Origin of the sequence: Amycolatopsis ponsaeliensis (assembly GCF_030182635.1) — a bacterium.
GTDB lineage: Bacteria > Actinomycetota > Actinomycetes > Mycobacteriales > Pseudonocardiaceae > Amycolatopsis > Amycolatopsis ponsaeliensis.
The window spans coordinates 239,088-260,468 of the sequence record NZ_JAPZLD010000003.1 but is presented as its reverse complement, the minus strand read 5'-3'; the positions used below and the strand labels follow the sequence as shown (position 1 = coordinate 260,468).

Sequence of the window (21,381 nt, the reverse complement as noted above, 5' to 3'; positions counted from 1 at the left end):
GCGGGCAGCGCCCGGCATCGCCGATCTCGTGAAGGCTCCGCTCAGCCGGGGAGGGTGCCCGTCGCCGCTGGGCGGTCCGGGTTGCGGGACCAGTGGGACCACGAGCCCGCGTACAGCCCTGCGCCCGGGTGGCCCGCCAGCTCCAGGGCCAGCACCACCGAGCTCGCCGTGACCCCCGAGCCGCAGTACGCCGCGACCGGCTCGCCCGGGCGCAGGCCCAGGTCCGCGAACCGGGCCGCCAGCTCCTCGGGCGCGCGCCAGTGGCCGTCGTCGGCTGTGTGGGCCGCGAACGGGGCGTTCACCGCGCCCGGGATGTGGCCGGCCCGTGGGTCGACCGGCTCGGTCTCGCCCGTGTAGCGCGGTGTCGCGCGGGCGTCGAGCAGGAGGCCGTCGCGGGCCAGCGCCGCCGCTTCGTCTGCGTCGAGCACCGGCATGCCGCCCGGGCGGACCGTGATGTCCCCGGGCTCCGGCCGCGCCGGTTCCGTGCTCACCGGGTGACCGCCGCTAGTCCACGCAGCGTAACCGCCGTCGAGCACCGCTACCTCGTCGTGGCCGGCCCAGCGCAGCAGCCACCACGCCCGCGCCGCCACCGAGCCGTCGGCGTCGTCGTAGACCACCACCGGCGCGGCCGCACGCACGCCGGCCGCGCGCAGGTCGCGCTGGAGGTCGGCCGGGGCGGGCAGCGGGTGCCGGCCGCCCTCGCCCGGCTCGCCCGCGAGCACGCGGTCGAGGTCGGTGAACACCGCGCCGGGCACGTGGCCCTCGCGGTACGAATCGGCGCCGGGCGGGCCGGCGAGCCGCCAGCGGACGTCGAGGACGACGGGCCGGTCCCCCGCCGGGCCGGCCAGCGCGGCGGCGAGGTCGGTGGTGCTGATCAGCGGACGCATGCCTCCCATCTTCCAGCGGCCGCCGGCCCGGCCGCGCCGGGGTGCGGACATATCCGTCACCGGCGAGTTGTTATCCGCAAGGCCCCCCGCCGCTGTCGGGGTCAACGACTACGATGAGCAACGCGGACGAAGGGGACAGCGTGAACGATCTCATCGACACCACCGAGATGTACTTGCGTACGATCTACGAACTCGAAGAAGAAGGTGTCGTCCCGCTGCGCGCCCGCATCGCCGAGCGCCTGCAGCAGAGCGGCCCGACCGTGAGCCAGACCGTCGCCCGGATGGAGCGCGACGGGCTGGTCGTGGTGGCCGACGACCGGCACCTCCAGCTGACCGACCACGGCCGCGAACTGGCCATCGCCGTCATGCGCAAGCACCGCTTGGCCGAGCGCCTCCTCGTCGACGTCATCGGCCTCGAGTGGGAGCACGTGCACAACGAGGCGTGCCGGTGGGAGCACGTGATGAGCGAGGCCGTCGAGCGCAAGCTGGTCAAGCTCCTCGACCACCCGACCACCTCCCCCTACGGCAACCCGATCCCCGGTCTGGACAAGCTGGGCGACGGCGACCCGGCACCGCCCGCCGAGGCCGACCTCGTCCGGCTCGACGAGTTCGCCCGCACCGGCGGCGGCCGCGTCGAGATCCGGCGCATCGCCGAGCACGTCCAGCTGGACGAGTCGCTGATGACCGAGCTCAAGTCCGTCGGCATCGTGCCGGGCGGCACGGTCACCATCGGCCGGGCCAACGGCGGCACCGTCGAGGTCACCGGCGGGGACACCACCGCCCAGGTCGCCAGCTCCGCGCTGCACGCCGTCCTGGCGCTGGCCAGGTGAGCCCGGCCTCGGAGGCCGCGGCGGCGTTCCGCACGGTGCACGGCGGCGAGCCCGCCGGCGTGTGGTCCGCGCCGGGGCGCGTCAACCTGATCGGCGAGCACACCGACTACAACGACGGCTTCGTGCTGCCGTTCGCCCTGCCGCACCGCCTGGCCGCGGCGGCGTCGCCCCGCGAGGACGGCGTCCTGTCCGTGGCGACCCTGGGCGACGACGGCCAGCTCCAGCGCTCCGGCGAGCTCAAGATCGCCGACCTGGCGCCGGGCACCGTCGACGGGTGGGCCGCGTACCCGGCAGGCGTCGCCTGGGTGCTGCGCGACCAGGGCTTTCCGGCCGGCGCCGACCTGGTCATCGCCGGGGACGTGCCGTCGGGGGCGGGGCTGTCCTCCTCCCACGCGCTCGAGTGCGCGGTCTCGCTGGCGTTGCTGGGCCTGGCCGGGCTGGAGCTGGGCGCGTCCGGCGACCGCGTCCCGACGCGGCCCGAGGTCGCCCGGTGGGTCCAGCGTTCGGAGAACGACTTCGTCGGCGCGCCCACCGGCCTGCTCGACCAGACGGCGTCCCTCTGCTGCACCGAATCGCACGTGCTGTTCCTCGACGTCCGGTCGGGCGAGCAGGAGCAGGTGCCGTTCGGCCTGGCCGAGGCCGGGCTGCAGGTGCTGATCATGGACACCCGCACGAAGCACTCGCACGCCGAGGGCGGGTACGGCGAGCGCCGCCGCGGCACCGAGCGGGCCGCCGAGCTGCTCGGCGTCAAGGCGCTGCGCGACATCACCGTCGAAGGGCTCTCCGCGGCCCTCGACCGGCTGCCCGACGACCTGGTGCCGCTGGTGCGGCACGTCGTCACCGAGAACCAGCGGGTCCTCGAAGTGGTCGAACTGCTGCGCGCCGGCCGGCTGGCCGACATCGGCCCGTACCTGGACGCCTCGCACGTCAGCATGCGCGACGACTACCGGATCTCCACGGCCGAGCTGGACCTCGCGGTCGACTCGGCGCGGGGGGCCGGCGCCCTGGGCTCCCGGATGACCGGCGGCGGTTTCGGCGGCTCGGCGATCGCGCTGGTCCGCGACGCCGACCTGGACGGGGTCAAGGCGGCCGTCGAAGCGGCGTACGAGAAGGCCGGTTACCGGCGGCCGCGGATGTTCACCGCGGTGCCCTCCCGCGGCGCCGGGCGCGACGAGCGCTGAGGCCGCGCGGGTCCGTCCGGGGCAACCCCCGCGCGGACCCGCGCGTCGCCATGGGAGGAAACTGTGGCGCACAGTCACCACCCTCGGCAGGAAGGCCTGGACGTGTCGGAGCAGAGCAACGCCCTGAAACTGGTCGTGACGGGCGGAGCCGGGTACGTCGGCAGTGTCTGCGCCGCCCGGCTGATCGAGGCCGGGCACCAGGTCACCGTCGTCGACGACCTGTCCACCGGCCACGCCGACGCCGTCCACCCGGACGCGCGGTTCGTCGAGGGTGACGCGGCGGAGGTGGCGGGCAGCCTGCTGCGCGAGGGCTTCGACGGCGTGCTGCACTTCGCGGCCAAGTCGCTGGTCGGCGAGTCGATGACGGAGCCGGCGAAGTACTGGGAAGGCAACGTCGTCACGTCGCTGCGGCTGCTCGAGGCCATGCGCGAGCACGGCACGCCGCGCCTGGTGTTCTCCTCGACCGCGGCGACCTACGGCGAGCCGGAGCAGTCGCCGATCCCGGAGTCCGCGCCGGCCCGGCCGACCAACACCTACGGCGCGACGAAGCTCGCCATCGACCACGCGATCACCAGCTTCGCCGTCGCGCACGGGCTGGCCGCGGTGAGCCTGCGGTACTTCAACGTCGCGGGCGCGTACGGCGCGTTCGGGGAGCGCCACACCACGGAAACCCATCTGATTCCCCTCGTCCTCCAGGTCGCCACGGGCGACCGTGAACAGATCAAGATCTTCGGCGACGACTACCCGACGCCGGACCACACGGCGATCCGCGACTACATCCACGTCGTGGACCTCGCCGACGCGCACCTGCTGGCGCTGAAGCACGCGACGGCGGGTACGCACCGCATCTACAACCTGGGCAGTGGCACGGGGTTCTCCGTTCTCGAGGTGATCGAGGCGTGCCGCGAGGTCACCGGCCACCCGATCCCGGCCGAGGTGGCGCCGCGGCGGGCGGGCGACCCGTCGGTGCTCGTGGCGGCCAGTGACCGGGCCCGGGAAGAGCTGGGCTGGAAGCCGGAGCGCACCGAGCTGACCGGCATCGTGCGGGACGCTTGGGAGTTCACCCAGGCCCGGCAGGGCTGAGACCGCGCGCCGCTTCGGGCCTCCGCCGCGCGGCAGTATTCCGCTGCGCGGCGGCGCGAGGGCTGGGGTCGTACCGAGCTGCCCCGTCACCAGGACCGGCAGAGATGAGGCTGCCGGCCGCGCCAGGCAGTGACAGTCCACTACCTGGCGCGGCAAGTGCGAAGCTGAACCGGCCAGGGGCACGCGCGCCGTTCACCCCGGCTCGACGACGAACTCCGAACGTCCACACACGACACCCAGCGGCAGGCGCGGACCGGGCTCCCCGAAATCCTCCGGAGCCAGGCCGAAGCCCGACAAGCCCACCGGGTCCGCCGTCAGCGCCAAGCCCAACAGCTGCCCAGGCGCCATGCCCTGGTCCAGCACCGTCTTCAACAGCCCGGCCAGTACGTGGTCCGGCTTCGCCGCCAACGCGTTCTCCAGTGCCATGCGCGCGAACGTGCCGTCGCCGCGCATGAATGCCGTGTACCCCAGCAAGGTCGCCGCTTCCGCGCGCTCCGGGGCCGGGAGCTCCTGGACCAACGTCAGCCACAAGCGCTCCGCTTCACGCGCGGCCGGAGTGTGGGGTGGGACCGCCATTCCCAGGCACGCGTCCCGGATCTCCGGGAGCGTCAGGGCGCTCGCGAGCGCGACCGCTTCCTCGTCCGTCGGTGGCCCTGAGCCGCGCAGCTGGCGCTCGAACGCCGCTCGGATTGCCGACGCCGCTTCGAAGACACACGTCGCCTCCGGCCAGAGCAGGGACGACAGCCGAGCTAGCGATTCAGCCCGGCGGGCGAGTGCTTCCGGCGACCGTGGGGCGAGCAGCGATTCCAGCTCGGCGCGGCTGTCGAAGGCCACCGAGCCGTCGCCCGTCGCGACCGCCGCCGCCACGGTCGCGCGAGGGTCCGGCAGCGAACCGCCGCAGTCCGGGTCCGCGTAACACCCCCACGGTGCCCCTTCGTCGATGTCCGGTGCCCACATCGCGTGCAGCACCGGGAGGCCGAGCTCGCCCAGCGCGTCACCCAGCAGGTTGACGAAGCCCGCGTGCGGCGGCGGGCTGCCGGGTCTTCGCCGGCCGCCGACCACCACCAGCGTCACGCCCGTGTGCGGGGCCAAGGCGAACCTCGGGGCGAGCGCCCGGGCCTGGTGGGCCCGGTCTTCGCGGCGCGGGAGGTCGCCGCGCAGCACCAGGCCCAGCCGGTCGCCCATGGGAGCCCGGTGGCCGAGCAGGAGGACGGAGTTCGCGGGCCGGAACCCGATCAGGTAGGGGAGCGCGGCCAGCAGCTGCGCGGGGCTTCGGAGGTCGACCGGCGAGCGGCCGGCCGGGGTGGCAGTGGTCATGCCTCCACGGTGGGGCAAGCCGGGGCCGGATGGGGCGGTGGCGGCAAATCTGTGGATGGGCGGGGCCGATGTGGACGGATCCGGCCGGGAGGCGGCCGGACGGCGGATTCTTGTCGGTGGGGCGGGCTATGCTGCCCGGCCCCACCGACCGGCCCGGCTCAGCCGCAGTGCTCGAAGCCGCTTTCGTAGGTGTTGCTGCCGACCGAGCCGCCCCACTTCACGCAGGTCGCGTCGGCGGTCTTCTTCACCGGTCCGGCGTAGTAGGTGAAGCTGCCGGAGTCGGTCACCCGCGCCGAACCCTGGACCTCGAGGAACGCCGAGACCGCGCTCGCCGTGCCCAGCGACGTCGCCTTCAGCGTCGTCACGCAGTTCGCCTTGGTGGACGCGTTGTACAGCAGGTACGTCGTGCCGGACGAACTCGCCAGCGCCTGCTGGTCGACGACGGAGAAGCCGGAGCCGCAGACCTCTTCGGCGGAGTAGGGGTTGCCGCCGCAGTTGTTCTTGCTCGTGAAGTCCGTGTGCCCGTAGTACGGCACGGCGACACCGTTCAGCTTCGCCTTCTGCACCACGCCGTTCAGCCGCTCTTCGAAGTGCAGGTGCGGGCCGGTGACTCCGCCGGTCGCGCCCGCCTTGCCGATCTCCTTGCCGCCGGCGACCGACTGCCCGACCGAGACCTCCTGGGCCGACAGGTGCGCGTACCGGGTGCGCCAGCCGCTGCCGTGGTCCACCTCGATCCACTTGCCGTAGCTCGTGCTGCCCTCGTCGGCGACCCGCGTCACCGTGCCGGACGACGCGGCCAGCACCGGCATGCCCGTGATGCCCGACTTCTGGAAGTCGACCGAGTACTCCGGGCTGTGCCCGCTGAATGTCGCCGCGGTCACGGTGACCCCGCACTTGAACGGCACCTGGAAGTTCGGCGCGGCCGACGCGGTCGCCGAGCCGGCGAGGGTGAGGCCGAGCGCGGGCAGCGCCGCGGCGGCGGCGAACACGGCGAGCCGTCGCAACCTGGACATGGGGAAACCTCCTGACGAAGCGGACATCTCGACACCGCACAGCGAAGCCCTCGTCGGTACATTTTCCGTACAAGCACCCCGCGGAGGACTCTGAAGATGATCGCCACACGACCCGGGCTCCCCCAGGCCCAGGACTGGGTGCGCTGGGGGTTCGTCGCGGTGCCGATGTTCGCCGCGATGCCCCGGGCGAACACGCTCTCGTGGATCCTGATCGGGATCACCCTGGCCCTGTCGCTCCCGCTGCTCTGGATCTTCGACACCGGCGCCAGCCGCTTCCTGCCGGTCTTCAGCATCACCGTGATCACGGCCGCGGGCACGCTGTGGGCGATCGTGCCGAACAGCTGGGCGTCGGTGACGATGTTCAGCACCACGTTCTTCGTCGTGCTCTGGCAGCCGAAGCTGCCGATCATCCTCGCGGTGGGCATCGACCTGGCCGCGATCTCCTTCTGGGCGGGCTACCACCACGCCTGGGAAGGCGCGCTGCCGACGTACGCGATCGTCGCCGTGATCGTGCTGCTCGGGCTGAACCGGCGGACCCGGCTGGCCCGGATCGAGCAGACCGAGCTGGCGCTGGCCCGCGCGCAGACGGCGACCGAGGAGCACGCCCGCGCGGCGGCGCTCGCCGAACGCACCCGCATCGCCCGCGAGCTGCACGACGTCCTGGCGCACTCGCTGGCCGGGCTGTCGCTCAACCTGCAGGGCGCGCGGCTCATGCTGGTGCGCGACGGGGCGAGCCCGGACGCCGTCGCGCAGATCGAACGGGCGCAGAAACTGGCGTCGGACGGCCTCGCCGAAGCCCGCAAGGCCGTCGCCGCGCTACGCGAGGACGCCGTCCCGGTCGAACGCACGATCGCCGACCTCCTCGCCGCCTACCGGCTGGACAGCGGGGCCCGGGCGGACCTGACGATCGAGGGCGAACCGCGCGAGCTCGACCCGGCGGTCGGCACCGCGCTGGTCCGCGCGGTGCAGGAAGCCCTGGCCAACACGCGCAAGCACGCGGCGCAGGCCGAGGTCGACGTCACCCTGGACTACGGCTCCGGAAGGGTCGCGCTGACCGTCGCCGACCGGCAGGGCAGGCGCCCGCCGGACGCGCCGGCGGCAGGCTACGGTTTGCGCGGGATGAGCGAACGGGTCGCGCTGCTCGACGGGCGCTTCGAGAGCGGGCCGGGGGAGGACGGATGGCGGATTCACCTGACGGTGCCGGCGTGACGCTGCGCGTCGTGCTGGCCGACGACCAGGCGGTGGTCCGGGAGGGCCTGGTCACGCTGCTCGGGCTGCTGCCCGGCGTCGAGGTGGTCGGCGCCGCCGCCGACGGCCTGGCCGCCCTCGACCTCGTCGCCGAGCACCACCCCGACGTCGTGCTCGTGGACCTGCGGATGCCACGCTGCGACGGCGTGGAGACCACCGAGCGGATCCGCGCCGAGCACCCGGGCACCGAGGTCGTCGTGCTGACCACGTACGCCGACGACGAGTCGCTGCTGGCCGCGTTGCGCGCCGGCGCCCGCGGGTTCCTCACGAAGGACGCCGACGCCGAAGCGATCGCGAGGGCGCTTCGCTCGGCGGCCGCCGGCCAGTCCACAGTGGACGGGGAGCTGCAACGCCGGCTCGTCGAGGCCGCCACGCGCAGCACGCCCCAGCGCGTCAAGGAGATCGAAGGCCTGACCGCGCGCGAAATCGAGGTGCTGCGGCTGATCGCGGCGGGCCTGTCGAACACGGAGATCGCGCGCACGCTCGTGGTGAGCGAGGCGACCGTGAAGACCCACGTGAACCACCTGTTCACCAAGGCCCGGCTGCGGGACCGCGCGCAGGCGGTCGCCTTCGCCTACCGGACGGGCATCGCGGACTGACTCACCGCAGCATCCGTTGCGTGAACCCGGCCGCGGCCAGCCTGCCGAACGCCCGCTCGACCCCGTCCGGGACGTGCTGCGGGATCGCGAAGCCCCGCGCCGCGTACGCGGTGATCCGCTGCGTCTCGCCGACGAGCATGCTGATCACCCGGTCGACGTCCTCTTCGCCGGTCAGGTGCTCCTCGAACGACACCGCTTTCGACGCGCACACGATGTCGACGCCGGGCCAGAGCCGCTTCGCCGTGGCGTAGGCCCGTCGTTGCTGGTACGGCCGCGTCACCAGCGTCACGGACCGGATCTCCCGCCCGGCGAGCAGCCGGCGGGTGAATTCGACGTTCTCCCCCGTGTTGCGCGCCTCGGGTTCGACCAGGATCACCTCGTCGGGCACGCCGAGCTCCAGTGCGATCTCGCGGTAGTGGACCGCTTCGCCACGCGGGAAGCGCTCCACCGTCGTCGGCGCGTTGGCCCCGGTGAACACGACCAGCGGGAACCGTCCGGCGTGGAACAGTTCCGCCGCGTGGACGGCGACGCCGGGATCGCGGCTGCCCAGCCCGATCCCGGCGTCGCAGCGCCGTGGCTCGTGCCGCAGGTCGTGGTAGTCCCACAGCGTGCGGACGTCGGCGTGGAGACGCTCCGGCAGCATCAGCCGAACGCGGCTCGCAGGGCCGGCTTGCCGCCCGTGACCGGGAGCGTCACCGACGTCTTGGTCAGGTCGAGCGCCAGTCCCGCGCCCGGCTTCGGCCGCAACGTGTAGTCGTGGTCGCTGGACGCCAGCAGGAACTCCAGCCGGTGACCCGCGGCCAGGATGTAGTCCTTCGGCATCAGTTCGACGGTGATCTTGTACGTCTGCCCGGGCGTGATCGGCTCGGTGCGGGCCGGTGACGTGCGGTTCTGCGGGTCGGTCCAGCCGCGGCTGATCACGTGGGACGTGCCGTCCGGGGCACGGTCGAGCAGGATCGCGGAGACGTTCGCCGCGGGCCGGTCGAACGCCAGTGCCAGGTCGGCCCGTGCGGTGCCCGAGAGACGTACGGACTGCTTCGCCGCCGAAGTCGCGTACAGCAGCCGGTTGCCCGACGATGCCAGGCCGGCCAGCTGCTCGATCGTCTTCGACGAGTCGTCGGCGAGGGTTTCGACGGCCGCCCTGCCCGGCACCGGGTTGCGCGTGTCGATGGTGCCCTTCGCCTTGCCGCCGGGCCACGGGTAGACGCGCACGTCGGACGTCGTGGGCGCCGGCCAGTCGGCTTCGTCGACCCACGAGAGGTCTTCGCGCTGGATGGTCGCCTTCGGCTCGTTCTGGATCCCGTTGTCGATGCCGTAGAGGTAGTGCGACATCCACTTGTTCAGCGTCGCGAGCCAGACGTCGCGCCGCAGCGAGTACGGGTCGGCGTGACCGGACTGGTGCAGCCAGATCTTGTGCTCGACGCCGTGCGCCTTCAGCGCTTCGTACCACTCGGCGACCTGGTCGGTCTTGACGTTCCAGTCGTTGAGGCCGTGCACCGCGAGCACCGATGCGTGCACCTTCGCGACGTCGTTGCGGTAGTTGCGGACGTCCCAGAACGGCGTGTAGTCGCCGGTCACGCGGTCCTGGTCGCGGGCCAGCCCGTCGATCACCGGGCGGCAGACCTGCCGGTCTTCGCGGGTGTAGACGTACTCGGCGAGCACGTCGGCGTCCTCGCCCTGGTACCCGCCGGCCGCGACGACGGCGCCGTCGTTGCGGTAGTACTGGTACCAGCTGGAGATCGCGGCGATCGGCACGATCGTCTCGAGACCTTCGACGCCGGTGCTCGCGACGGCGTTGGGCAGCGTCCCGTTGTAGGAGACGCCCATCATGCCGGTCTTGCCGGTGCTCCAGTCGGCCTTCGCCGCGGCGCCGGCGGCGTCACGAGCGGGCGTCCGGCCGTTGAGCCAGTCGACGACCGAGCGCGCGCCGATCGTCTCGTTGACGTCACCGGTGGTCGGGCACCCGGTGGAGAGACCGGAGCCGAGCGACTCGCCGTACACGACCGCGAACCCGCGCGCGGTGAAGTAGTCCTGGTAGCGCCAGGTGATCGGGGCGGCCGGGCCGACGCCGTGCGCCGCGACGCGCGGGCCTTCCGGGCCGCGGGCGTACCCGGGGGCGTAGAGCTCGACGTCGACGTCGTGGTTCGCGATGTCGTTGCCGCCGGCGTAGTACGGGCTGGCCTGGTAGACGACGGGGACCTTCAGGCCCTGCTGCGTCGCGCGCGGGCGCACGACCTGGGCGTGCACGAGGTCGTCCTGGCCGTCGTGGTCGCTGTCGACGGGCGCGGTGACCCAGACGTCCTCGCGGACGACGTCGGCCGGGTCGAACACCGGCTGCGCCTGGCCGCCGGTGAAGACCGGGCCGGGCGGGGCGGCGGCTTCGGCGGTGACCGCCGTGAGCGGCAGGGTGGCCAGTGCGAGGAGCAGGACTGCGGTTCGTGCGGCTTTCACTCAAACCCCCAAGCCGGGCGAAGCGGACGAGTGTCGAGACTTCCGCTCCGGCCTCGGGAGTGTCAAGAGACTAACGTCGGGGTCATGCCGACCGTGGAAGCGCCGATCGCCGCCGTGACCGTCTACCCGCAGCAGGCCCGGATCACCCGCCGGGGCAAGGCCCCGCTCGACGGCGGGCCGCGCCTGACCTTCGCCGGGCTCTCCCCGGCCCTCGATCCGGCGTCCGTGCGCGTCACCGGCACCGGTCCCGCCCTGATCACCGGCGTCGACGTGCGCACCGAGCAGCACGCTTCGCCGGCCGATGCCGTCCTGCACACGCTCGTCGAACAACGGCGTACCGACCAGGCGACGCTCGACGGCGTCGTCGACGACGAAGCGGCCGAAACCATGAAGGTGGATCTGCTGACTTCGCTCGCGAAGCGCAGTGGCGGCAGCTTCGCGAAGGCGCTGGCGGCCGGGACCGCAGAGCCGTCGCGCGTCGCCGAGGTGACCGACGCGCTGAGCTCGCGGCTGGCTTCGGCGTTGAAGTCCCGGCGGTTTTTCGCTGACCGGATCACCCGGTTGCGCGAAGACCTCGCGGCGCTCGACCGGCGGATCGAGTCCCACCGCGGACAGTCCTATCAGGACAGTACGACGGTGGTCGTGGAGCTGGAGATCGCGGATCCGTCGGGGTCGGCGGAGCTGGAACTGTCCTATGTGGTCCAGGGCGCGAGCTGGGAGCCGGGCTACGACGTCCGGGTGCGCGGGACCGAGGTCAGCGTGACGTCGTACGGGCTGGTCAGCCAGCACACGGGCGAGGACTGGCCGGAGTGCGAGCTGGCTTTGTCGACGGCGCGGCCGGCGGTTTCGGTGGTGGTACCGGAGTTGTCGCCGTGGTACTTGGACCGCGTCCACCCGGTCCCGGCGGCTCCGGCGGCGGCTTACGGCGGTTCCGGTGGCGGCATTCCGGAGGGCGCGCGGATGGCGCGTTTCGCTGCTTCCGCTCCTGCTCCGATGGCGCCGAAACTGGCTTCGGCCGAGCAGGGGACGACGGCGGTGACGTACCGGCCTTCGCGTCCGGTGGCGGTGCCTTCCGGGGCTCAGGGGCATCGGACGACGTTGGCTCAGCTTTCGCTCACGGCTGTTTTGGGTTACGTGACGGCGCCGGTGTTGGCCGAGGAGGCTTATCTGCGGGCGGTCGTCGTCAATACGTCTTCTTTTGCCTTGAGGCCGGGGCGGGCTTCGGTGTTCCATGACGCCGAGTTCGTCGGGACTACTGTGCTCGAGCCGTGGGCTCCTGGGGAGGAGCTCGAGTTGGCTTTGGGGGTGGACGACCGGATCCGGATCGAGCGGGAGCTGGTTCGGCGGACGGCTTCGAAGGCGACTTTGTCGGGGCAGAAGCGGCGTGAGGCGGAGTATCGGATTTCCGTTGCCAACCATGGGCCTCGGGAGGCTGTGGTGACCGTGTTGGACCAAGCGCCGGTTTCGCGGGATGACGCGGTCACGGTGAAGGACGTGAAGACGTCGCCGGAGCCGGTGGAGACGTCTGAGTTGGGTGAGGTTACGTGGAAGCTGACCTTGGCGGCGGGTGAGACCAAGACGGTGACGTTGTCTTATCGGGTGGATGTCGCGAAGGGCGTGGAACTGTCGGGCTGGCGGGAATAACCGCGCTGCGCGGCGGCGGCCCCGACGGGACCGCCGCCGTCCTTCAGCCCTGCGAGATGTACGCCTCCAGCTGTTCCTGGCTCTGTTCCAGCTGCTCCATCCGGTTCTTCACCACATCCCCGATGGAAATGATCCCCGCCAGCCGGCCGTCCACCAGGACCGGGACGTGCCGGATTCGGCGCTCCGTCATCAGGACCGACAGCTGGTCCACCGAGTCCTCCGGACCGCAGCTCGCCACCAGCTTCGTCATGATCTCCGACACCGGCCCGTCCAGCAGACCGGGGCCGTGCTCGTTCAAGCGGCGTACCACGTCGCGCTCGGACACGATGCCCGCTATCGATCCCTCCGGGGACACCACGACCATCGCGCCCACGTTGTTCTCGGCCAAGCCGGCCAGCAGCGCGGTCACCGTGGTCTCCGGGGTGACCGTTGCGACCGCCGACCCCTTCTTGCGCAGCAGATCCGCAATCCGCATGGCGATCCTTCCCGTCGGTGAGCTGGATCACCACAGGGTAAGGGCGCCGGGACGTGCGCGAAAGTCCGGCAAACGGGGCTTGTTCGTGGTATTCGTACCGATTCAGCCAAGCCGTTCGGCCAGGCCGTCCAGTGCCAGGCGGATACCGGCCGCGTAGTCGTCGTCGCACAGGGCGTCGAGGCGGGCGCGGGCCAGGGACAGCTGCTCGCGCGCCGCCGCCATGTCACCCAGTTTGCGGTAGTCCTCACCCAGGTTGAGGTGCAACGACGGGTAGAAACCACGCGCGGTCGCCGAGTCGGTCATCGCGCCCGCCGCCGCCAGGGCGCGCAAGTCCCACTCCAGCTCCTGCGCCGGGTCGTCGCAGACGTCGGCCATGTGGTGCGCCAGCGCGACGCGGTGCAGTGGGTCGCCGTCCGGTCCGATCGACGCCCACAACGCCGTGAACGTCGCGTACGCGCCCGCGCGGTCGCCGCCGATGTGCTGCCGCAGACCCGCGTCGATCGCCACCAGCACCTCGTCGGTCATGCCGCTCCCTCGTCCGCCAGCGCCCGCAGCCGGGCCAGCCCCGGCCCGATCCGCTCGGCCGCGACCGCACCGTAACCGAACACCAGCCCGTGCCGCCGCTCCCCCACGGCGAAGTCCCCCAGCGAATACAGCCGGACACCGTCGTGCCGGGCGCGGCGAACCAAGGACGAAAGATCCGACGAAGAAGTGGCGCTCAGGTGCAGGCCCGCGGAAGACGGCAACGGCGTCAGGAAATCCGCGAACGAAGCAGCGAGCAATCCCGACAGCAGCTCGTGCCGCTCGCGGTAGACCTTCCGCATCCGCCGGACGTGCCGCGCGAAACCGCCCTCGGCCATGAACGCCGCCAGCGCCGCCTGCTCGACGTTCGGCGCGTGCCAGTCGGTCAGGTACCGGGCCTTCACCAACGCCGGCACCAGCGACGGCGGCGCGATGAGGAACCCCAGCCGCAGCGCGGGCGAAAGCACCTTCGAAAACGAGCCGACGTACACGACCCGCCCGCGGGAATCCAAGCTGTGCAACGGTTCCAGCGGCCGGCCGGTGTAGCGGAACTCGGTGTCGTAGTCGTCCTCGACGAGCACGGCGTCGTTGCGCTCGGCCCAGTCCAGCAGCTCGAGACGCCGCTCCAGCGACATCGACAGCCCCAGCGGGTACTGGTGCGACGGCGTCACGTACACCAGCCGCGTCCCGGCCGGAATGGCACTGACGACGATCCCGGACGCGTCCACCGGCACCGGCGCGACCCGCACGCCGCGGGCGGCCAGCACCAGCCGCGGCGGCGGGTAGCCGGGGTCCTCGACGGCGGCCACGTCCCCCGCGCGCAGCAGCACGCGCCCGACCAGGTCCGTCGTCTGCTGGGCCCCGGCGGTGACGACGACTTGATCCGCGCTCGCCCGCACGTCGCGCGACACCCCGACGTGCCTCGCGATCTCGGCGCGCAGCGAAGCGAGACCCTGCGGGTCGCCGTAGGTCATCAGGTCGGCCTGGCCCGCGCGCAGCCGCTGCGTGACGAGCCGGCGCCAGGTGTCGAACGGGAACCGCGTCAGGTCCGGGACGCCGGGGCGGAAGTCGAACTCCGGCGCCGGGGCGAACGGGGCGGGCGGCGACGGCAGCGCGTCCCACTCAGGCAGCGGCCGCACGCCCGAAACCGCGGACGGCTCGGGGCGCGTCAAAGCGGAAGCCGTGACGAACGTGCCCGCGCCGACGCGCCCGGCGAGGAACCCCTCGGCGGTGAGCCGGTCGTAGGCCGCGCTGACCGTCGTCCGCGAGACCGCCAGCCGCTGCGCCAGCTCCCGTGTGGGCGGCAGCGCCTCGCCGGGCCGGATCCGGCCGTCCAGGATCGCCGCGCGCAGCTGCCGGTAGATCGCGTCGCGGTGCCCGCGCGTCCCGGTCAGGTCGATGTGCACGTCCACCACTCCAGATTGGCACACCTGAAGTGGCCCGAATTTGGCACTGTTCGTGGTCCGCTGGCCCGCCTAGCGTGCGAAGCATGGATCTCCGCGAACTCGACCGCCGCAGCCTGCTCGTCCTCGACAAGATCGTCGCCACCGCCACGCCCGCCGACCTCGCCCGCCCGACCCCGTGCGCCGGCTGGACCCTGGCCGACCTCCTGCGTCACCAGGTCAGCGAGAACCACGCCTTCGCGACCGCGGCCCGCGAAGGCTCGGCGCCGGACTGGGACGCCGGCGACCTCGGCGACGACGCGCGAGCCGCGTACCAGGCATCGGTCGACGACTTCCTCGACGCCATGGCCGACGACGCCGTGCTGGACCGGCAGCTCACCATCAACCACTTCGGCACGTTCCCCGGGACGATCGCCGCGCACATGCACCTCGTCGACACCGTCGCGCACGGCTGGGACCTGGCCCGCACGCTCGGCCTGCCCTACGAGCCGGACACCGAAGCCGTGCACGCCGCGCTGCAGCTGGCCGAGCACATCCCGGACGAAGGCCGCGAGAAGAACGGCTCGTTCGCGCACCGCGTCGAGACCGAAGCGGACGCGAGCGAACTCGACCGGTTCCTCGCCCTCCTCGGCCGTGACCCGGCGTGGACCGTCAGCTGATGTCGGCGGGCGCGGCGCTCCACGTGTCGCACGCCTTCGTCGTCTTGACGTCGTAGCCGGCCTTGGCCCAGGACAGCTGGTGCTCGCGCGAGCCGTGGGTGTCGCTGTCGTTGGCGCGGCCGTAGTCGGCGACGGCGGCGTTCGCCAGCGACCGGCTGATCGAGCCCGAGCCGGCGACCGCGGCCAGGAACAGCGCGCCGAAGCAGTTCGCCTGCAGCTCGATCCGGCGGACGACCTCCTTGTCGGCCGCGCTGTTCTCGTCCGGCGAGGTCATCTTGTCGGCCGCCGCGGACAGGATGCCGCTCTCGCGCTGGACGTGGTGGCCGTACTCGTGGGCGATCGTCGCGATGTGCCGGGCCTTGTTGAGCCCGGCGTCGGACAGCATCCAGTCGGTCGGGGCGTAGATCGTGGTGTCGCCGCCGCAGTAGTAGGCGACGGCTTCGTTCTCCGTCGGCGCTTCGCCGCACGCGCTGTGCTCGGGCAGGGTCACCGAGACGGTCGCGGTCAGCGTCGGCTCGTTCGCCTTCTGCAGCGCCGGGCGCCAGGACTGCTCCAGGCAGCCGACGAGCGCGTTGTAGTAGGCCTTGAGCTGCGCGGCGGGCCGGCCGAGGTCGGGCAGCGAGCAGGTGGCGGGCCCGGGCGTGATGGCGTCGGAGAGCAGCGGGTTGCGGGCCAGCTCCGGCACGGGCTGCGCGGGCTTCCCGTCCGTGCCGCCGCCGTACGCGCGGCCGGTGTCGACGCCCTGCGCCACGACCGCGTGCCCGTCGACCCGGCGCGGGATGGTGGCCGCGATCAGCGAGATCGCCAGCACGACGATCATGACCCCGGCGACGGCGCCCCAGAGCCGGCTGCGCGGCGGGGCGATCGGCACCGGCGGCGCGGCGGCCCAGTTCGGCGCCCACGGGTTCGGCTCGGGCACCCACGCGGGTTCGGGGGCCCGGGCCACCATCGGCGGCGGTGATGGCGGTCCGGAGCGCCCCGGCGGAGCCGGTCCGTCGGTGTCGGTCACGTTCTCCCCCTGCTCAATGGCACCAGCATACGGACGCCCGAAGAGGGAAGGATCACGAAACGAAAACGCCGCCCGGTGGCCACCAGGACCGCGAACAGGCGAAACTGAACCTTATTCTGGTTAGACCGGCGCTACGGGCCGTAACTGGCGCACTTGCGGTGACTGTTGCGCCGGGCGACGGCTGAATAAGGTTCACTGTCGGGATGAGTGTCGAGGACCCGTACCTGTGGCTGGAAGACGTGACCGGCGATGACGCGCTCGGCTGGGTGCGCACCCGCAACGACGAGACGCTGGCGGAGCTGACCACCGGCGCCCGGTTCGCCGAGCTGCGTGACGAGCTGCGCGAGGTGCTCGACGCCGACGACCGGATCCCGTACGTGCGCCGCCGCGGCGAGCTCCTCTACAACTTCTGGCAGGACGCGAGCCACCCGCGCGGCCTGTGGCGGCGAACGACGCTGGAGTCCTACCGGCGGGCCGAACCCGAGTGGGAGCTGCTGCTCGACGTCGACGCGCTGGCCGAGGCCGAGGGCGAGAACTGGGTCTGGCAGGGCGCGACCGTGCTGCGGCCGGACTACCGGCGCGGCCTGGTCGAGCTGTCCCGCGGCGGCGCCGACGCCACGGTCGTGCGCGAGTTCGACCTCGACGCGCACGAGTTCGTCGAAGACGGCTTCACGCTGCCGGAGGCGAAGACCCGGATCGGCTGGATCGACGAAGACCGCGTCTACGTCGGCACCGACTTCGGCCCGGGCACGCTGACCAGCTCCGGCTACCCGCGGCTGAGCAAGGAGTGGCGCCGCGGCACGCCGATCGAGGCCGCGACCACGGTGTACGAGGGCAAGCCCGACGACGTCTCGATCGGCGCGTCCCACGACCCGACCGAGGGTTTCGAGCGCGACTTCGTCAGCCGCGCGATCGACTTCTACCGCTCCGAGCTGTACCTGCGCACGCCCGAAGCGCTGGTCAAGATCGACGTTCCGGACGACGCGAGCGCGTCCATCCACCGCGAATGGCTGCTGGTGCGCCCGCGCACGGGGTGGACCGTCGGCGGCGTGGACCACCCGGCGGGGTCGCTGATCGGCATCCGGTTCGACGACTTCATGGCCGGCGACCGGGCGTTCACCACGCTCTTCACGCCCGACGAGCACACCTCGCTCGACTACTGGGCCTGGACGCGCCACCACCTGCTGCTCGGCCTGCTGCGCGACGTCCGCACCGAGCTGCGCACGCTCACGCCGGGCCCGGACGGCTGGCAGGAGGAACCGCTGTCCGGCGGGCCGGAGTTCGGCAGCGCGGACATCTTCGACACCGATCCCGACGTCAGCGACGAGTACCTGATCAACTCCAGCGGCTTCCTCCAGCCGTCGACGCTGAGCTACGGCCACGTCGGCGAAGAGGTCGAGGTGCTGAAGCAGGCGCCGGCGTTCTTCGACGCTTCGGGCATGAACGTCGCGCAGTACTTCGCGACGTCGGAAGACGGCACGAAGATCCCGTACTTCGTCGTCCGGCCCGCCGGCGCCGAAGGCGGGCCGACGCTGCTGACCGGCTACGGCGGCTTCGAGGTGTCGCTGACCCCGTCCTACAGCGGGATGATCGGCCGCGGCTGGCTCACGCGCGGCGGCACGTACGTCGTCGCGAACATCCGCGGCGGCGGCGAGTACGGGCCGAGCTGGCACACGCAGGCGATCAAGGCGCGGCGCCACCGCGTGTACGAGGACTTCGCCGCCGTGGCCGCGGATCTGGTCGAGCGCGGCATCACGACGCCGGAAAAGCTCGGGATCCAGGGCGGCAGCAACGGCGGCCTGCTGATGGGCGTCATGCTGACGCGCTACCCGGACCAGTTCGGCGCGATCGTCAGCCAGGTGCCGCTGCTGGACATGCGCCGTTACCACCTGCTGCTGGCCGGCGCGTCGTGGATGGCGGAGTACGGCGACCCGGACGAAGGCGCGGAATGGGAGTTCATCTCGAAGTACTCGCCGTACCAGAACGTCCACAGTGGACGCGCCTATCCGCCGTCGCTGTTCGTCACGTCCACGCGCGACGACCGCGTGCACCCCGCCCACGCCCGCAAGATGGTGGCGCGCATGCGTGAGCAGGGGCACGACGTCCGCTACCACGAGAACATCGAAGGCGGCCACGGCGCCGCAGCCGACAACGAGCAGCTGGCGTTCAAGTGGGCGCTGGTGTTCGAGTTCCTGTGGGAGCAGCTCACGAAGTGACGCGCGCGAGCACGACGCCGCCGACGATCAGGGCCAGCGCGGCCACCCGGCCGACGCTGAGCGGATCCTTGGTCACGACGACGCCGAGCACGATCGCGCCGACGGCGCCGATCCCGGTGAACACCGCGTAGGCGGTGCCCACCGGGACGGTGTCCATCGCACGTGACAGCAGGTACACCGCGGCCGCGCCGAGCACGAAACACAGGAGCGTCGGCCACGGCTTCGTGAAGTTCTCCGTCGGCTTGATGCTCTGCGACCAGGCGATCTCGACGAGTCCGGCGCAGATCAGTGTCGCCCACCCCATCAGATACTCTCAAGGGCCTGACGACGAGAAGCCGCACGGTCGCCTTCGCGCGCGGCGAGGTGCGGGTCGACCAGGGCGTTGGTCAGCTCGGCGTGCACGAACCGGACGTCGTCGACGTCGTAGTGCCCGGCGATGAAGTCCCGCAGGTACCGCTCGTGGTGGTCGAACGGCGCTCGCGGCGTCCCCGGCGCGTATGTCCCGCCCCGGGCGCCGGCGATGACGAAAGCCTTGCCCCGCAAGGACATCCGCGGGAACGTCACCTGGTCGATCCACGTCTTGAGCGCGGCCGGGATCGAGAAGTTGTACATCGGCGCGCCGATCAGGACGACGTCGGCTTCGAGCAGCTCGGCCAGCAGCGGTTCGACGGTCGCCCAGGCTTTCCGCCGCTCCGGCGTCTCGACGACGTCGGCGTAGTGCGCGGGGTCGGTGATGCCCGCGGTCAGGAGCGCGTCGCAGATCTCGGTCCACGCCTCGCCGATCACCGGGACCGGGTCGGCGGCGAGGTCGCGGTAGGTGCGGGTGCCCGTCCAGGCGTCGGCGTACCGCGCGGACAGCTCGCGCGAGAACGACGTGCGGCGGGCACTGGAGTCGAGGTGCAGCAGGTGGCTCACGGTTCCTCCTCAAGTGGACGCGGTGTCCACTTGACGTCAACTGGACGCCCCGTCCGCTTATTCCCTAGGCTGCCGCCATGCCCGAACGCGCCGACGCGGCCCGCAACCGCGCGAAGATCCTCGCGGCGGCCGACGAGCTGTTCACCGCCCACGGCGCGGCCGACGTGACGATGGAGGACATCGCCCGAGCGGCCGGCGTCGGCCGCGGCACGCTCTACCGCCGCTACCCCGACCGCGCGGCGATCGCCGTCGCCCTCCTGGACGAGCACGAACGCCAGCTGCAGGAGTCGCTGCTGCGCGGCGACCCGCCCCTGGGTCCGGGCGCGCCGCCGGCCGAGCGGCTGGCGGCGTTCTACGCGGCGATGGTGGAACTGCTGGAGCGGCACGCGCACCTGGTGCTGGGCACGGAGGTCGGCCATTCCCGCTTCACGACGGGCGCGTACGGCTTCTGGCGCATGCACGTCCGCGTCCTGGCGGCAGGCACCGCCGACCCCGACGTCCTGGCCGACGTCCTGCTGGCACCGCTCGCGCCGGAGCTGTACCTGCACCAGCGCGCGCAGGGCGTGACACCGGAGCGCATCACGGCGTCACTGAAGGAGCTTTCCGGTCTCCTCTAGACGAGCCCGCGTGGCCGGGCGCGCTTCGGGATGTACCGCGGCTTCGGTTTCGGCTCTTCACCGCGGATCCGCGCGAGGGCGGCCTCGAAGGCGGTGAGGACGTCGGCGACGAAGACGAGCCGTCCGACGCCGAGGCGGTGCAGCGCCGGACCGTGGTCGGCGGCGACCGTGACCGCGACGCCGAGTAGCAGCACCCGCCAGGCGCCGAACACCGCGGCGCGCACCGGCCTCGAGAAGCCCGCGAACCCGATCCGCAGCCGGTGGCAGTGGAAGGGCACGTGCCGTTCCTCGTCGGCGAGGATCCGGGCGGCGACCTGCGTGACTAGCGGGTCCTCAGCGCCGTCGCGCAGGGCGCGGTAGTACCGCAGCGCGACCACCTCGGCGATCAGCAGCACCATCAGCTCCAGCCGCAGCCCGAGCGCCCGCCGCAGCCGGACGAACACGGTGTCGGACCAGTGCGTCGCGATGGTGGGCACCCCGGCGGCCGCGAGGAGTTCGGCGAGCATCCGGGCATGGTTCTGCTCCTCGGCAACGAAGAGCTTCACGGCGTCGAGGTAGTCGCCGTCACCGGCCTTCGCGATGAGGTTCGCGCCGTCCCCGGCTTCGCCGACCTGGAACCGTTGGATGCTCCGCGCAACATCAGGGTGCAGCCGGGCCCCTCGCGCCCAGGGCGGATCCTCGCGACGGCGTCGACGTTCGGCTTCCTCTTCGAATTCCCGCAACCAGTTCATCAGGCCCGATCCTCCCCCGCGGTCGTGGATTTCCCGAGCGTCCACGGTGGAGATCCGGTGAAGGTTGACGCGCTACTAAGTTAGGATGCTAGCATACTGTCATGGCGGACAAGGACGTCAAGCAGTTCAACGTGTACCTCCCCGTGGACCTCATCCGGGAGGTCAAGCACCACGCCGTCGACACCGGGCAGTCGCTGTCGGCGCTCGTCACCGAGGCGCTTCGCCAGTACCTCGCCACCGAAGGAGACCAGGGATGACCACCAGCGGGATCGACGCCGTGTACCTCGAGACGCACAACTGGGGCAAGGCGGCCAAGTTCTTCCAGACCCTCGGCTACGAAATCGACTTCGCCACCGACCACAACTCGGGGCTGCTGCGCAACGGCGACGGGCCGTACCTGTTCATCGCCGAGGTGCCCGAGAGCCACCCGACCGGGATGAAGCTCGTCCTGAAGACCCCGAGCGACGCGACGCTCGACGTCGAGGTCGTCTCCCCCTTCGAGGACACCCACTTCGGGACCCGCGAGATGACCGTCCGCGATCCCGACGGGCGGGAGTGGATCCTCCAGGCCGGGAGCTGAC

Annotated in this window: 23 protein-coding genes; 11 read left to right on the top strand and 12 right to left on the bottom strand. The window is 72.0% G+C overall.

Translation table 11 applies throughout. The annotated features are described in order from the left end of the window. Positions 1-41: 41 nt before the first annotated feature. Positions 42-887, bottom strand: a complete 846-nt coding sequence (locus QQ657_RS06485) for a sulfurtransferase (protein ID WP_284741137.1) — start codon at positions 885-887, stop codon at positions 42-44. A 113-nt stretch (positions 888-1,000) separates the two neighbouring features. Here QQ657_RS06485 and QQ657_RS06480 point away from each other — a divergent pair, with 113 nt between their 5' ends. The 3 genes from QQ657_RS06480 (at position 1,001) to galE (ending at position 3,981) form a co-directional block, all read left to right on the top strand. Next, positions 1,001-1,717 carry an iron-dependent transcriptional repressor DtxR gene (locus QQ657_RS06480; RefSeq protein ID WP_284741136.1) on the top strand — a complete coding sequence of 239 codons (717 nt, stop codon included), beginning with the start codon at positions 1,001-1,003 and terminating at the stop codon, positions 1,715-1,717. Beyond that, a complete protein-coding gene (galK, locus tag QQ657_RS06475; RefSeq protein WP_284741135.1) occupies positions 1,714-2,898 on the top strand; it encodes a galactokinase in 1,185 nt (394 codons plus the stop codon). The genes QQ657_RS06480 and galK overlap by 4 nt, the downstream gene beginning before the upstream one ends. Before the next feature lie 102 nt (positions 2,899-3,000). Next, positions 3,001-3,981: a UDP-glucose 4-epimerase GalE gene (gene galE / locus QQ657_RS06470; RefSeq protein ID WP_284741134.1), complete on the top strand. Its 981-nt coding sequence runs from the start codon at positions 3,001-3,003 to the stop codon at positions 3,979-3,981. Between the two features lie 192 nt (positions 3,982-4,173). On the opposite strand, the gene QQ657_RS06465 is transcribed toward galE, so the two are convergent. Together QQ657_RS06465 and QQ657_RS06460 are read right to left on the bottom strand one after the other, a co-directional pair. After that, positions 4,174-5,298, bottom strand: a complete 1,125-nt coding sequence (locus tag QQ657_RS06465) for a DUF4192 domain-containing protein (RefSeq protein WP_284741133.1) — start codon at positions 5,296-5,298, stop codon at positions 4,174-4,176. A gap of 158 nt (positions 5,299-5,456) precedes the next feature. After that, positions 5,457-6,311, bottom strand: a complete 855-nt coding sequence (locus tag QQ657_RS06460) for a M23 family metallopeptidase (RefSeq protein ID WP_284741132.1) — start codon at positions 6,309-6,311, stop codon at positions 5,457-5,459. Between the two features lie 96 nt (positions 6,312-6,407). On the opposite strand from QQ657_RS06460, the gene QQ657_RS06455 reads away from it, so the two are divergent. Further along, positions 6,408-7,520: a sensor histidine kinase gene (locus tag QQ657_RS06455; protein WP_284741131.1), complete on the top strand. Its 1,113-nt coding sequence runs from the start codon at positions 6,408-6,410 to the stop codon at positions 7,518-7,520. Beyond that, a complete protein-coding gene (locus QQ657_RS06450; RefSeq protein WP_284741292.1) occupies positions 7,517-8,158 on the top strand; it encodes a response regulator in 642 nt (213 codons plus the stop codon). Before QQ657_RS06455 ends, QQ657_RS06450 begins: the two co-directional genes overlap by 4 nt. A 1-nt stretch (position 8,159) precedes the next feature. Here the strand turns inward: QQ657_RS06450 and QQ657_RS06445 are convergent, their stop codons facing one another. Both QQ657_RS06445 and QQ657_RS06440 read right to left on the bottom strand, forming a co-directional pair. Then, positions 8,160-8,801, bottom strand: coding sequence for a YdcF family protein (locus QQ657_RS06445; protein WP_284741130.1), 642 nt, complete (start codon positions 8,799-8,801; stop codon positions 8,160-8,162). Further along, positions 8,801-10,609, bottom strand: a complete 1,809-nt coding sequence (locus QQ657_RS06440) for a Xaa-Pro dipeptidyl-peptidase (protein WP_284741129.1) — start codon at positions 10,607-10,609, stop codon at positions 8,801-8,803. Before QQ657_RS06440 ends, QQ657_RS06445 begins: the two co-directional genes overlap by 1 nt. An 84-nt stretch (positions 10,610-10,693) precedes the next feature. Between QQ657_RS06440 and QQ657_RS06435 the strand changes: the two genes are divergently transcribed. After that, the gene (locus tag QQ657_RS06435) at positions 10,694-12,253 is read left to right on the top strand and encodes a DUF4139 domain-containing protein (protein WP_284741128.1); all 1,560 of its coding nucleotides are present in this window, start codon (positions 10,694-10,696) and stop codon (positions 12,251-12,253) included. Between the two features lie 43 nt (positions 12,254-12,296). On the opposite strand, the gene QQ657_RS06430 is transcribed toward QQ657_RS06435, so the two are convergent. The 3 genes from QQ657_RS06430 to pdxR form a co-directional block, all read right to left on the bottom strand. Continuing rightward, entirely contained in the window at positions 12,297-12,728 is a 432-nt protein-coding gene (locus QQ657_RS06430) for a CBS domain-containing protein (protein WP_284741127.1), read from the bottom strand. Between the two features lie 102 nt (positions 12,729-12,830). Next, complete coding sequence (locus QQ657_RS06425; RefSeq protein ID WP_284741126.1) at positions 12,831-13,253, bottom strand: hypothetical protein; 423 nt, start codon at positions 13,251-13,253, stop codon at positions 12,831-12,833. Continuing rightward, positions 13,250-14,662: a MocR-like pyridoxine biosynthesis transcription factor PdxR gene (gene pdxR, locus QQ657_RS06420; protein ID WP_284741125.1), complete on the bottom strand. Its 1,413-nt coding sequence runs from the start codon at positions 14,660-14,662 to the stop codon at positions 13,250-13,252. Before pdxR ends, QQ657_RS06425 begins: the two co-directional genes overlap by 4 nt. Positions 14,663-14,739: 77 nt before the next feature. On the opposite strand from pdxR, the gene QQ657_RS06415 reads away from it, so the two are divergent. Continuing rightward, positions 14,740-15,312, top strand: coding sequence for a TIGR03086 family metal-binding protein (locus QQ657_RS06415; RefSeq protein ID WP_284741124.1), 573 nt, complete (start codon positions 14,740-14,742; stop codon positions 15,310-15,312). Here QQ657_RS06415 and QQ657_RS06410 read toward each other — a convergent pair. Then, positions 15,305-16,261 (bottom strand): neutral zinc metallopeptidase, encoded by a 957-nt coding sequence (locus QQ657_RS06410; RefSeq protein WP_284741291.1) that lies wholly within the window; start codon positions 16,259-16,261, stop codon positions 15,305-15,307. The genes QQ657_RS06415 and QQ657_RS06410 overlap by 8 nt on opposite strands. A 263-nt stretch (positions 16,262-16,524) precedes the next feature. Here QQ657_RS06410 and QQ657_RS06405 point away from each other — a divergent pair, with 263 nt between their 5' ends. Then, the gene (locus tag QQ657_RS06405; RefSeq protein ID WP_284741123.1) at positions 16,525-18,537 is read left to right on the top strand and encodes a prolyl oligopeptidase family serine peptidase; all 2,013 of its coding nucleotides are present in this window, start codon (positions 16,525-16,527) and stop codon (positions 18,535-18,537) included. Here QQ657_RS06405 and QQ657_RS06400 read toward each other — a convergent pair. After that, complete coding sequence (locus QQ657_RS06400) at positions 18,527-18,841, bottom strand: DMT family transporter (protein ID WP_284741122.1); 315 nt, start codon at positions 18,839-18,841, stop codon at positions 18,527-18,529. The genes QQ657_RS06405 and QQ657_RS06400 overlap by 11 nt on opposite strands. Beyond that, positions 18,841-19,452, bottom strand: coding sequence for an FMN-dependent NADH-azoreductase (locus tag QQ657_RS06395; protein ID WP_284741121.1), 612 nt, complete (start codon positions 19,450-19,452; stop codon positions 18,841-18,843). Before QQ657_RS06395 ends, QQ657_RS06400 begins: the two co-directional genes overlap by 1 nt. Positions 19,453-19,529: 77 nt before the next feature. On the opposite strand from QQ657_RS06395, the gene QQ657_RS06390 reads away from it, so the two are divergent. Further along, positions 19,530-20,069: a TetR/AcrR family transcriptional regulator gene (locus tag QQ657_RS06390; RefSeq protein WP_284741120.1), complete on the top strand. Its 540-nt coding sequence runs from the start codon at positions 19,530-19,532 to the stop codon at positions 20,067-20,069. Here QQ657_RS06390 and QQ657_RS06385 read toward each other — a convergent pair. Beyond that, a complete protein-coding gene (locus QQ657_RS06385) occupies positions 20,066-20,800 on the bottom strand; it encodes a ferritin-like domain-containing protein (protein ID WP_284741119.1) in 735 nt (244 codons plus the stop codon). The two genes, QQ657_RS06390 and QQ657_RS06385, sit on opposite strands and share 4 nt — an antisense overlap. Before the next feature lie 101 nt (positions 20,801-20,901). On the opposite strand from QQ657_RS06385, the gene QQ657_RS06380 reads away from it, so the two are divergent. Together QQ657_RS06380 and QQ657_RS06375 are read left to right on the top strand one after the other, a co-directional pair. Further along, a complete protein-coding gene (locus QQ657_RS06380; protein ID WP_284741118.1) occupies positions 20,902-21,057 on the top strand; it encodes a ribbon-helix-helix domain-containing protein in 156 nt (51 codons plus the stop codon). Continuing rightward, positions 21,054-21,380 carry a VOC family protein gene (locus QQ657_RS06375; RefSeq protein WP_284741117.1) on the top strand — a complete coding sequence of 109 codons (327 nt, stop codon included), beginning with the start codon at positions 21,054-21,056 and terminating at the stop codon, positions 21,378-21,380. Before QQ657_RS06380 ends, QQ657_RS06375 begins: the two co-directional genes overlap by 4 nt. The last annotated feature ends 1 nt before the right edge of the window (position 21,381 follow it).